10 protein-coding genes (1 of these 10 cut by a window edge) are annotated in these 12372 nt (G+C 72.7%); 8 read left to right on the top strand and 2 right to left on the bottom strand.

Annotation, left to right across the window (positions count from 1 at the left end; all coding sequences use genetic code 11):
* The first annotated feature begins 48 nt into the window (after positions 1-48).
* The 5 genes from F8R89_RS14345 (at position 49) to F8R89_RS14325 (ending at position 5444) form a co-directional block, all read left to right on the top strand.
* Positions 49-1413 carry a phosphomannomutase/phosphoglucomutase gene (locus F8R89_RS14345; RefSeq protein ID WP_151784343.1) on the top strand — a complete coding sequence of 455 codons (1365 nt, stop codon included), beginning with the start codon at positions 49-51 and terminating at the stop codon, positions 1411-1413.
* A 132-nt stretch (positions 1414-1545) separates the two neighbouring features.
* Positions 1546-1716, top strand: coding sequence for a Trm112 family protein (locus F8R89_RS14340; RefSeq protein WP_078883827.1), 171 nt, complete (start codon positions 1546-1548; stop codon positions 1714-1716).
* 134 nt (positions 1717-1850) lie between these two features.
* Positions 1851-2978, top strand: coding sequence for an SIS domain-containing protein (locus F8R89_RS14335; protein WP_151784342.1), 1128 nt, complete (start codon positions 1851-1853; stop codon positions 2976-2978).
* A 163-nt stretch (positions 2979-3141) separates the two neighbouring features.
* Entirely contained in the window at positions 3142-4293 is a 1152-nt protein-coding gene (gene manA / locus F8R89_RS14330) for a mannose-6-phosphate isomerase, class I (protein WP_151784341.1), read from the top strand.
* Positions 4294-4463: 170 nt separating this feature from the next.
* A complete protein-coding gene (locus tag F8R89_RS14325; protein WP_151784340.1) occupies positions 4464-5444 on the top strand; it encodes a cation diffusion facilitator family transporter in 981 nt (326 codons plus the stop codon).
* 79 nt (positions 5445-5523) lie between these two features.
* Here F8R89_RS14325 and F8R89_RS14320 read toward each other — a convergent pair whose 3' ends face one another.
* Positions 5524-7629 carry a fructose-specific PTS transporter subunit EIIC gene (locus F8R89_RS14320; RefSeq protein ID WP_318841299.1) on the bottom strand — a complete coding sequence of 702 codons (2106 nt, stop codon included), beginning with the start codon at positions 7627-7629 and terminating at the stop codon, positions 5524-5526.
* A gap of 437 nt (positions 7630-8066) precedes the next feature.
* Between F8R89_RS14320 and ahcY the strand changes: the two genes are divergently transcribed.
* Positions 8067-9524 carry an adenosylhomocysteinase gene (ahcY, locus tag F8R89_RS14310; protein ID WP_151784337.1) on the top strand — a complete coding sequence of 486 codons (1458 nt, stop codon included), beginning with the start codon at positions 8067-8069 and terminating at the stop codon, positions 9522-9524.
* Between the two features lie 188 nt (positions 9525-9712).
* On the top strand, positions 9713-10327 hold the full coding sequence (locus tag F8R89_RS14305; RefSeq protein WP_151784336.1) for a hypothetical protein: 615 nt from the start codon (positions 9713-9715) through the stop codon (positions 10325-10327).
* Positions 10328-10347: 20 nt separating this feature from the next.
* Here F8R89_RS14305 and F8R89_RS14300 read toward each other — a convergent pair whose 3' ends face one another.
* Complete coding sequence (locus F8R89_RS14300) at positions 10348-11271, bottom strand: RDD family protein (RefSeq protein ID WP_151784335.1); 924 nt, start codon at positions 11269-11271, stop codon at positions 10348-10350.
* A 129-nt stretch (positions 11272-11400) separates the two neighbouring features.
* On the opposite strand from F8R89_RS14300, the gene F8R89_RS14295 reads away from it, so the two are divergent.
* Positions 11401-12372: the 5' portion of a stage II sporulation protein M gene (locus tag F8R89_RS14295; RefSeq protein ID WP_151784334.1), read on the top strand. 36 nt of this gene lie beyond the right edge of the window; the window shows 972 of its 1008 coding nt (coding positions 1-972); it begins with the start codon at positions 11401-11403; the stop codon falls past the right edge of the window.

Raw genomic sequence — 12372 nt, 5'->3', positions numbered from 1 at the left:
GGGACGGGTAGTTTGGGGCCCCGGTGAGGACTTTCAGGAGGGTTGCCCGTGGCTGCTGATCTGTCGCAGATCGTCAAGGCGTACGACGTGCGCGGAGTGGTCCCGGACCAGTGGGACGAGCCGCTGGCCGAGCTGTTCGGCGCGGCCTTCGCGCGGGTGACCGGCGCGAGCGCGATCGTGACCGGCCACGACATGCGGCCCTCGTCGCCCGGTCTGTCCGCCGCCTTCGCGCGCGGAGCGGCCCGGCTGGGCGTGGACGTCACCGAGATCGGCCTGTGCTCCACCGACCAGCTGTACTACGCCTCGGGCGCGCTGGACCTGCCCGGCGCCATGTTCACCGCCTCGCACAACCCGGCGCGGTACAACGGCATCAAGATGTGCCGCGCCGGCGCCGCCCCCGTCGGCCAGGACACCGGCCTCGCCGACATCCGCGCCCTCGTCGAGGAGTGGACCGACTCGGGCGCCCCCGCCCCGGCCGCCACGACCGGCACGGTCACGCGCCGGGACACCCTGGAGGACTACGCGGCGCACCTGCGCTCCCTCGTCGACCTCACCGCGATCCGCCCCCTGAAGGTCGTCGTCGACGCGGGCAACGGCATGGGCGGCCACACCGTGCCGACCGTCTTCGCGGGCCTCCCGCTCGACGTCGTCCCGATGTACTTCGAGCTGGACGGCACCTTCCCGAACCACGAGGCGAACCCGCTGGACCCGGCGAACATCGTCGACCTGCAGCAGCGGGTCCGCGAGGAGGGCGCCGACCTCGGCATCGCCTTCGACGGCGACGCCGACCGCTGCTTCGTCGTCGACGAGCGCGGCGAGCCCGTCTCACCGTCCGCCGTCACCGCCCTCGTCGCCGCCCGCGAACTCGCCCGGTACGGCGGGCAGGGCACGGTCATCCACAACCTGATCACCTCCTGGTCCGTCCCCGAGGTCGTCCGCGAGCACGGCGGCACGCCCGTCCGCACCCGCGTCGGGCACTCCTTCATCAAGGCCGAGATGGCGGCGTCCGGCGCGATCTTCGGCGGCGAGCACTCCGCGCACTACTACTTCAAGGACTTCTGGAACGCCGACACCGGCATGCTGGCCGCCCTCCACGTCCTCGCGGCGCTCGGCGGCCAGGACGGCACCCTGTCCGGGCTCGTCGCCCAGTACGACCGCTACGCCGGCTCCGGCGAGATCAACTCCACCGTCGCCGACCAGGCGGACCGCCTCGCCGCCATCCGGGCCGCCTACGAGGGACAGGACGGCGTCACGCTGGACGACCTCGACGGCCTGACGGTGACGTCCGCGGACTGGTGGTTCAACGTCCGCCCGTCCAACACCGAGCCCCTCCTGCGGCTCAACGCCGAGGCCCGTGACCAGGCCACGATGGCCAAGGTGCGGGACGAGGCCCTGGCCATCATCAGAGCCTGACCCCCGCGCGCGGGGCGGCCCCGGCCGCCCCGCAGGGCAGCGCCCGCGAGCCGCCCCCACCGGCGGTACGCTGACCAGGCACATCCGCACACGCCCACGCACCACCGACACCCGCCCCAGAAGGGACCCGCCATGCCGCTGGAAGCCGGCCTCCTGGAGATCCTCGCCTGCCCGGCCTGCCACGCCCCCCTGGAGGAGCAGGACACCGAGCTGGTCTGCACCGGACAGGACTGCGGTCTGGCGTACCCCGTCCGCGACGGCATCCCCGTCCTCCTCGTCGACGAGGCCCGCCGCCCCGCGTAGCACCACCCCGCGGCCGTCGCCGGGTCCTTCGGACCCCCGGCGGCAGCGGACGAAGACTCCCGCACGAAGCACCGCACCGACGCACCGGCACGACAGAGCCGCCAGAAGACCCGGCGATCGGAGGCCTTCCGCCCATGCTCGACGAATCGCTGCTCGACGCGCCGGAAGCGCTCGCGGAGGCCGATCGCCGTGCCCTGCTGCGCGGCGCGGCCGAGGCCGGCGCCCGCGTCCGCACCGCCGCCCGGCACGCCGCCGAGGCAGGTGTCCACGACCTCAAGCCCGACGGCCGCCCCCGCGCCCTCCTGATCGCGGGCCCCGGCGCCGCCGCCATCTGCGTCGCCGACCTCCTCGGCACACTCGCCGGTGCCACCAGCCCCGTCACCCGCCTCGCGCCCACCGGCGTCGCCCCCGCGGGCGGCGCCCTGCGCTGGGAGCTGCCGGGCTGGGCCGGCTCCGTCGACCTGCTGCTGATCGCCACCCCCGACGGCAGCGAACCCGGCCTGTCGCTGCTCGCCGAGCAGGCCTACCGCCGCGGCTGCACCGTCGTCGCCGTGTCCCCCGCCGGCTCCCCGCTCGCCGAGGCCGTGCCCAACAGCCACGGCCTGTTCGTGCCGATGGCGACGGCGCCGTACGAGTCGGACACCCCGCTCGCCGCCTCCTCGCCCGGCGTGCTGTGGGCGCTGCTGACCCCCCTCCTCGCGCTGCTCGACCGGACCGGGATCGTCGCGGCCCCGCCCGACGTCGTGCAGAAGGTCGCCGACCGCCTCGACCTGGTCGCCGAGCGCTGCGGGCCCGCCGTCGCCACGTACAGCAACCCGGCCAAGACGCTCGCCGCCGAACTCGCCGACGCGCTGCCGCTGGTGTGGACGGAAGGCGTGTCCGCGGGCCCGGCCGGCCGCCGGTTCGCCGCCGCGCTCGCCGAGCTCTCCGGCCACCCGTCCCTCGTCGCCGAACTGCCCGAGGCCCTCTCCGCGCACAGCGCCCTGCTCGCCGGCCGGCTCGCGGCCAGCGCCGACCCCGACGACTTCTTCCGGGACCGCGTCGAGGAGCCCGCGGCGCTGCACGCGCGCGTGGTGCTGCTGCGCGACCGGCCGATCGGCGGCCTCACCGCCGCGCCCGCCGCCCGCGACCTGGCCCTCAGCCACGACACCCCGATCAGCGAGCTCGAACCGGAACCCGGCGACGAGCTGGAGACCCTCGCGGAACTGATCGCCGTCACGGATTTCGCCGCCGTCTACCTGGCGCTCGCCTCGGGCGCCTAGACCTGTCCCCGGGGTGCACGGGGCGGCCGTAGGCGCGCGCACCACCACACGGAGGCCCTGAGCGCGCTTGTGTCCCACCCTTCGCGCCCACCCCTTCGTGTCCCACCGAAGACCCGCGCTCGTACGCGCCGGCACGCACGCACAGAGAGCAGGCAGAACCCGCATGGACCGCCTCGACAACACCGTCCGCCCCTACGCCTGGGGTTCCATCACCGCCCTCCCGGCGCTCCTCGGCGTCGAGCCGACCGGCGAACCGCAGGCGGAGATGTGGATGGGCGCCCACCCCGGCGCCCCCTCGCGCACAGCGCGCGGCACTCTCGTCGAGGTCATCGAGGCCGACCCCGAGCGTGAACTGGGCGCGGCGACCGTCGCCAAGTTCGGCCCCCGCCTGCCCTTCCTCCTCAAGCTCCTCGCCGCCGCCGCCCCGCTCTCCCTCCAGGTCCACCCCGACCTCGCCCAGGCGAAGCAGGGGTACGAGGACGAGGAGCGCCGCGGCATCCCCGTGGACGCCGGCCACCGCAACTACAAGGACGCCAACCACAAACCCGAACTGATCTGCGCGCTCACCGAGTTCGACGGCCTGTGCGGCTTCCGCGACCCGCTCCGGGCGGCCGCCCTGCTGGACGCCCTCGGCGTCGACTCCCTCAAGCCGTACGTCGACCTGCTGCACGCCCGCCCCGAGGAGGCGGCCCTGCGCGAGGTGCTGACCGCCGTCCTCACCGCCGACCGCGACGCCATGGCCCACACCGTCGCCGAGGCCGCGGCCGCCTGCGACCGCCTCGGCGGCGAGTACGCCCCGTACGCCGGCATCGCCCACCACTACCCCGGCGACCCCGGCGTCATCGCCGCCATGCTCCTCAACCACGTCCGGCTGCAGCCCGGCGAGGCCCTGTTCCTCGGCGCCGGCATCCCGCACGCCTACCTGAACGGGCTCGGCGTCGAGATCATGGCCAACTCCGACAACGTCCTGCGCTGCGGCCTCACCCCGAAGCACGTCGACGTCCCCGAACTCCTGCGCATCGTCCGCTTCGAGGCGGGCGACCCCGGAGTGCTGCGCCCCGAGGCCGCGCCGGACGGCGAAGAGGTCTACGAGACCCCGATCGACGAGTTCCGGCTCTCCCGGTACGTCCTGGCGGAGGGCACCACCGCCCACGACCTCACCCGCGCGACCCCGCAGATCCTGCTCTGCACGTCGGGTTCCGTCCGCGCCGGGGAACACGACCTGACGCCGGGCCAGTCGGTCTTCGTCCCGGCGGGCGAAAAGGCCGAAGTGTCCGGTGTCGGCACGTTGTTCCGGGCCACGGTCGTCGCCTGACCGAGGGCATCCGGCGACCCGGCGGACCAGGTGCCGGCCCGGCTGCGACAATGGCCCACCGGCAAAGGCCGGGCAAAGCCGAGCGGGGGCAGTGCGCCCTCTCCGACGACGCCCGGACGACGTAGGCACGAAGGCTCGAAGGCTCCGAAGGCGAAGGGACAACGCGACACATGAGCGCGTCAGGCGGTACCAAGGCGATCGTGGCGGCACTCGGCGCCAACCTCGCGATCGCTGCATCGAAGTTCGTGGCGTTCGCGTTCAGCGGCTCGTCGTCGATGCTCGCCGAAGGCGTGCACTCGCTCGCCGACTCCGGCAACCAGGCCCTGCTGCTCGTCGGCGGCAAGAAGGCCCAGCGCGAGGCGACCCCGCAACACCCCTTCGGCTACGGCCGCGAGCGTTACATCTACGCCTTCCTCGTCTCGATCATCCTGTTCTCGGTCGGCGGCATGTTCGCCCTCTACGAGGGCTACGAGAAGATCAAGCATCCCCACGAGATCGAGCACTGGTACTGGCCGGTCGGCGTCCTCGTCTTCGCGATCATCGCCGAGGGCTTCTCCTTCCGGACGGCCATCAAGGAGTCCAACACCACGCGCGCCGAGAAGTCCTGGAAGGAGTTCATCCGCCACGCGAAGGCGCCCGAGCTGCCCGTCGTCCTGCTGGAGGACTTCGGCGCGCTGGTCGGTCTGGTCCTCGCCCTGGGCGGCGTCGGCCTCGCCCTGCTCACCGGCGACGGCGTCTGGGACGGCGTCGGCACCCTCTGCATCGGCGTCCTGCTCGTCCTGATCGCGGTCGTCCTGGCCATCGAGACCAAGTCGCTGCTGCTCGGCGAGTCCGCGGGCGCCGAGGAGACCAAGCGCATCGAGGCCGCCATCGTCGACGGCGACACCGTCACCGGCATCATCCACATGCGCACGCTCCACCTCGGCCCCGAGGAACTCCTCGTCGCCGCCAAGATCGCCGTCCAGCACGACGACACGGCCCGCGAGGTCGCCACCGCGATCAACGCCGCCGAGGCCCGGATCCGCGAGGCCGTCCCGATCGCCCGCGTCATCTACCTCGAGCCCGACATCTACAGCGAGACCGAGGCGGCCAAGGGCGCCGACCCCGAGGCGACCCCGGGCGGCCCCGCCCCGCACGACACGGACCACTGACACCACCCGCTCACCCGAGGGGCCCGCCGGAACACCTCCGGCGGGCCCCTCGGCACATGCCCTCCGCGCGGGACAGCCCTTAGCCGACCTCGCGCAGCACCTCCACGACGGCCGCCTCGTCCGGCGCGGCCAGCAGCCGCTCCCGGAACCCCGCGTCCGTCAGCCTCCGCGACAGCAGCGCCAGGATGCGCAGATGCTCGTCACCGGCGGCCGCCTCCGGTACGGCGATCATGAACACCAGCCGGGCCCTCGTACCGTCCGGGGAGTCCCACTCGACGCCCTCGGCGGACCGGGCGAAACCGACGACCGGCGCGCTCACCGCGTCCGTCTTGGCGTGCGGGACCGCGATCTCCTCACCGAGCCCGGTCGTCCCCTGCTCCTCCCGCCGCAGCGCGGTCGCCACCAGCTCGTCCTCGTCCACGACCCGGCCGCTGCGCGCCAGCAGGGCCGCCATCTCCCGGATCGCGTCCGCCTTGTCCGTGGCGTCCAGCCGGACCCGCACCGTCCGCTCGGTCAGATACCCGGAGAGCACCTCCCCGGCGCCACCCGCGGACGACTCGACGAGGGCGGACGACTCGACGGGGGCGGACGACTCGGCCGGAGCGGACGCGGCGCCCGCCGGCTCCACCGGCCGCTCCACGGCGCCACCGGCGCCCCCGGCCCCCGCACCCACCGGCACGGGCTCCGGTACGGCCGCACCCGCCCCGGCCGGCACCATCGCGCCCCGCCGCCCGCGCTCACTCACGTCGACGAGCGCGACCGTCGTCAACGCGGTCACCACCGACCCGATCACCACGGCCACGAAGAACATCGGCACCCCGCTCATCGCGCCCAGCACGGCCACGATCGGCCCGCCGTGCGGCACCGCGTCCTCGACCCCGGCCACCCCGGCGATCGCACCGGCGACCGCGCCGCCCAGCATGTTCGCCGGGATCACCTGCGCGGGCCGTGCCGCCGCGAACGGGATCGCGCCCTCGGAGATGCCGAAGCAGCCCATGAACAGCGCGGCGAACCCGGTCTCCCGCTCCTGCTCGGAGTACAGACGCCGCCGCAGCAGCGTGGCCAGCCCCTGGCCCAGCGGCATCACCGGGATCGCGGCCGCGCACATGCCCATGACGGTCTGGTTGCCGGTCGCGATGAGCCCGGCGCCGAACAGGAACGCCGTCTTGTTCACCGGCCCGCCCATGTCGAACGCGATCATCAGGCCGAGAATCGCGCCGAGCAGTACCGCGCTGGTCCCCGCCATCTCGCTGAGCCAGTCGGTCAGGTGCTCGAACACCCAGGAGATCGGCTTGCCGATGACGTGGACGAAGAACAGCCCGAGCGCCGTGGTCGCCACGATCGGGATCACGATGATCGGCATGATGGGCTGCGCGAACTTCGGGACTCTGACCTTCTTGATCCACCGCACCAGATACCCGGCGAGGAACCCGGTCACGATGGCCCCGATGAACCCGGCGCCCGCCTTGGAGTCGTACAACTCCCCGGTGTCGGCGATCCAGCCGCCGATCATGCCGGGCACGAGCGCGGGCCGGTCGCCGATGGCGTAGGCGATGTAGCCGGACAGGATCGGCACCATCAGCGTGAAGCCGATGACGCCGATGTTGTTCACGTCCATCCAGAAGGAGTCCTCCGGGATGACGAGGCCGCCCGACGGGTCCGTGTGCCCTCCCAGCGACAGCGATATCGCGATCAGCAGCCCTCCGACCACGACGAACGGGATCATGTAGCTGACGCCGTTCATCAGTGCCTTGTACCCGGCGCCGCGCTCCCGTCCGTCGGCGGACGCGGGAGCGGTGGGGGCGGTGGGGTCGCCTTCGGCCGTGTGCACGGGCGCGGACAGCACCCGGTCGATGAGTTGCTCAGGGTGCCGGATGCCCTCCGCCACCCCCACGGTCAGCACCCGCTTGCCCGCGAACCGGCTCAGGTCCACGTCCTTGTCGGCGGCGACGATCACGCCGTCCGCCAGTGCGACATCGTTGTCATCGAGGACGTTCTCCGCGCCGATGGAGCCCTGCGTCTCCACCTTCATATCGATGCCGCGGCTCTCGGCGGCCTGCGCGAGCTTCTCGGCCGCCATGTACGTGTGGGCGATGCCGGTCGGGCACGCGGTCACGGCGAGCAACCTCACACTGCGCTGCTCGCCACCGCCGCCCGTGGGGGGAGGGCCGGCTGGACTGGTCACGTCGATCTCCTTAACGCCATGTCCCGTGCCGCACCGTCCCGGATGCCGCACGGACCGATCGGGGGCTCCCGACCTGCGGGGCATCCTGCACCGCCGCCCGGCCGACTCGAAAGGGACGGCCGCCCCCCAGCACGCTCCCGCCCCCGGCCTCCGCGCGGCCTTCACCCCTTCTGCGCAGCCGCCCCGGGATGGCGCGAACCGTTCGGAGGCGGGCTGGGGATCGCGGGGCATCCCGGTGTAGCTTGGAACGGAGCCAGACGTCGCTGCTGATGGCGGTCGGGCGGTCCCACCGCGGACCGGCCGAGGGAGAGAGGGCCTCCGACGACTGCGCTGCGCGCATGCGGGCATGCCTGTGCCCTCTTCGGGGCACACCGGTGTCCGCCGCCGCGCAGAACAGCCGTACCCACCCTCGTCCCGATACCGAGGAGCAGCTCGTAATGACGACTGTCGACAACCGACAGGACTTCAAGGTCGCCGACCTCTCCCTGGCCGCGTTCGGCCGCAAGGAGATCACCCTCGCCGAGCACGAGATGCCCGGCCTGATGGCGATCCGCAAGGAGTACGCCGAGGCCCAGCCGCTGGCCGGCGCCCGCATCACCGGCTCGCTGCACATGACCGTGCAGACGGCCGTCCTGATCGAGACCCTGGCCGCGCTCGGCGCCCAGGTCCGCTGGGCCTCCTGCAACATCTTCTCCACCCAGGACCACGCCGCCGCCGCGATCGCCGTCGGCCCGAACGGCACGCCGGACAACCCGCAGGGCATCCCCGTCTTCGCCTGGAAGGGCGAGACGCTGGAGGAGTACTGGTGGTGCACCGAGCAGGCGCTGACCTGGCCGGACAGCCCCACCGGCGGCCCGAACATGATCCTGGACGACGGCGGTGACGCCACCCTCCTCGTCCACAAGGGCGTCGAGTACGAGAAGGACGGCAAGGTCCCGGACGTCGACACCGCCGAGTCCGACGAGCACCGCGTCATCCTCGAGCTCCTGCACCGCACCATCACGGACGGCTCGCAGAAGTGGACCCAGCTGGCCTCCGAGATCCGCGGTGTCACCGAGGAGACCACGACCGGCGTCCACCGCCTGTACGAGATGCAGCGCGACGGGGTCCTCCTGTTCCCGGCGATCAACGTGAACGACGCCGTCACCAAGTCGAAGTTCGACAACAAGTACGGCTGCCGCCACTCCCTCATCGACGGCATCAACCGCGCCACCGACGTCCTGATCGGCGGCAAGACCGCCGTCGTCTGCGGCTACGGCGACGTGGGCAAGGGCTGCGCCGAGTCCCTGCGCGGCCAGGGCGCCCGCGTGATCGTCACCGAGATCGACCCGATCTGCGCGCTGCAGGCGGCGATGGACGGCTACCAGGTCACGACCCTCGACGAGGTCATCGACAAGGCCGACATCTTCATCACCACGACCGGCAACAAGGACATCATCATGGCCTCGGACATGGCCAAGATGAAGCACCAGGCGATCGTCGGCAACATCGGCCACTTCGACAACGAGATCGACATGGCCGGCCTCGCCAAGGTCCCCGGCATCGTCAAGGACGAGGTCAAGCCCCAGGTCCACACCTGGACCTTCCCGGACGGCAAGGTGATCATCGTGCTGTCCGAGGGCCGCCTGCTGAACCTGGGCAACGCCACCGGCCACCCGTCCTTCGTGATGTCCAACTCATTCGCGGACCAGACCCTGGCCCAGATCGAGCTGTTCACCAAGCCCGACGAGTACCCGACCGGCGTCTACACGCTGCCCAAGCACCTCGACGAGAAGGTCGCCCGTCTCCACCTGGACGCGCTCGGCGTGAAGCTCACCAAGCTCCGCCCCGAGCAGGCCGCGTACATCGGCGTCGAGGTCGACGGCCCCTTCAAGCCGGACCACTACCGCTACTGAGCCGAGCGCACCGCTCCCTCGGCAGCAGCCGATCCACCGAGGCAGGCCCCCGCACCCCCGTGCCGGGGGCCTGCCCCTTTGGCCCGTACGCCCCTCGCGCGTACGACACTCGGCCCGCGCGGCCGGACCAGCCCGTCACGACCGGACCGCTCGCGAGACCGGACCGCCCGTCAAGCCCCAGGACCCCGATGCCCCGCGGCCGCTATTCGCTCCTCGATCCGCACGATCACACCCCCTTCGCCCACGAACACTTCCAGTGCGCCCCCGGGCCCTCCGGCTGGCGCTACGTCGCCCGGCGCACCACCCCCGCCGGCCAGGACAACGGCTCCGTCGACCTCACCCTCGACGCACTCGGCCGCCCCCTCCGCCTGGAACTCCACGCCGGGGACTGGCAGGTCCGCGGCGCGGCCCTCGAAGGCGTCACCTGGGTCCGCACCGACCCCACCGGAACCGAGGCCACCGAAGGCAACGTGCCCGCCCACGCCTTCACCGGGACGTCCCCCGCGTTCCTCGTCGCCACCACCCGTCTGCTGCGCCTCACCCCCTCCGCCTCCGCGACCCGCGTACGCCTGCTGGCCCTCACGGACCCGGTCCTCGCCCCCCGCACCGTGGACCAGTCCTGGGCACTGGTGAACAGCGAAACACACGCCACTGACAACGGCCCCCTGACCGTGGACGCGTACGAGGTCACCGCCCTGGACACCGGCGAACGGCACACCGTGCACATCGCCGGCGACGTGGTCCTCGCGGCCCCCGGCATCGAGCTGGAGGACCTGGACTCCCCGCCGTCGACGTTCAGTTGACGGAGCCCCGGGGGAGGAGCCTAGGCAGGCGGAACGAACCCGGTCGACGGCCGGGCATCACCGGACCGATCCTCAGCGGGCGGGTCTTGAGATACCGGGCGATAGGGCTCCGCGGGCTCCGGCCGATAGGGCGCGGTCTCCTGGGGCACGGGCATCGTGCCGGGAATGACGCCCGGGTGGTCACCGGCCGGAGGCGTTGCGGCGAAGGCGCGGCGGGCCTCCCGCGTCTGCCGCTCGTGCAGCACCGCGGCGAGGTAGGCGGCGGGCGGCACACCCGGCGGCACCGGCGCGCCCGTACGGCCCGCCACCTCCGCCGCGAGCCGCTGCGCCATGCTCCAGCCCACCTGCGGATCCAGCGTCTGCATCCGCGTGAGGTACTGACGCACGGAGAGCCACAGCCCGTCCGGCACGGCCGATAGGTCGAGCGCCGAGAACCGCCCCGCCAGCCACGGCGGGGGAGGCGGGACGAACCCGGTCGGCGCCGCGGGCACCCGCTCCCGTACGACGAGCGTCCCGGCGAAGACGTCACCGAGCCGCCGCCCGCGCGCGGAGACGAGCGACGCGATGACCGCGACCACGCCGAGCGTCAGCAGAATCTCGATGACACCGATGAGCCCCCGTACCAGGGCGTGCCGGAACCGGATCGGCCCCCCGTCGTCCCGCACCACCCGCAACCCGCAGGCCAGCTTCCCCAGCGAACGCCCATGACTGAGCGTCTCGACCGCGATCGGCCCGCCGACCAGCAGCAACACGAACAGCCCGACCGACAGCGCGGCCTGCGCCGCCTCATCCAGCGACGCTGTCGCGGCCACCACACCGATGGTCACGACGATGTACGCGACCACGGCCACCACCAGATCCAGCAGCACGGCCAGGGCCCTGCTGGGCAGCTTCGCGGGGCGCAGCTCCAGCGCCACCGCCTCGCCCGTCACCAGCTCACTCACGCCGACCGTCCTTCCCTGACCTGCCCCTTGAGCGGCCAGTCTGCCAAGCTGAGGGCGCGTCGCGCCGCAGTACGACAAGCTGACGTCCACCAGGAACCGCCGACGAACAGCCGGGGAGCAGGAAAGCAGATGGACCTCGACGTCTTCGTCACCGCCCACCGGGCGGAGTGGGACCGCCTCGACACCCTGCTGGGCCGCCGACGCCGGCTCACGGGCGCCGAGGCCGACGAACTCGTCGTCCTCTACCAGCGCGCGGCCACCCACCTGTCCCTGATCCAGTCGAGCGCCCCGGACCCGCAGCTGACCGGCCGCCTCAGCCAGCTCGTGGCCCGCGCGCGCAGCGCCGTCACCGGCACCCGCCGCGCGTCCTGGCGCGACGTGACCCGCTTCTTCGCGCACAGCTTCCCCGCCGCGGTCTACCGCTGCCGCCACTGGTGGGTGCCGACCGCGCTCCTGTCCACGCTGGTCGCGGTCCTCCTGGGGTGGTGGATCGGCACCCACCCCGAAGTACAGGCCACCATCGCGGCCCCGAGCCAGCTCCGGGAACTGACCCGCCCCGGCGGCCAGTACGAGACGTACTACTCCAGCCATCCGGCGGCGTCGTTCGCCGCCCAGGTCTGGACGAACAACGCGTGGGCGGCCGCGCTCTGCCTGATCCTCGGCGTCTTCCTCGGCCTGCCTGTGCTCTGGATCCTCTTCCAGAACATGCTCAACCTCGGCGTGGGCATCGGCCTGATGTCGTCGGCAGGCCGCCTGGACACCTTCCTCGGCCTGATCCTCCCGCACGGCCTGCTGGAGCTCACGGCGGTCTTCGTCGCCGCCGGCACCGGCCTGCGCCTCGGCTGGACCCTGATCGACCCGGGTCCGCGTACGAGGCGCTCCGCCTTGGCGGAGGAGGGCCGGGCCGCCCTGGGCATGGCGATAGGCCTCGCGCTGGTCCTTTTCGTGTCCGGCGCCATCGAAGGCTTCGTCACACCCTCCGGCCTGCCCACCTGGGCGCGCATCACCATCGGCGTCCTCGCCGAGCTGGCGTTCCTCGTCTACGTCTATGTCGTCGGCGGGCGTGCCGCGCGTGAGGGCGATACGGGTGACGTCGAGCAG

The sequence above is a fragment of the Streptomyces sp. SS1-1 genome (genome assembly GCF_008973465.1).
GTDB lineage: Bacteria > Actinomycetota > Actinomycetes > Streptomycetales > Streptomycetaceae > Streptomyces.
This window is presented reverse-complemented; position numbering and strand designations above follow the sequence as displayed.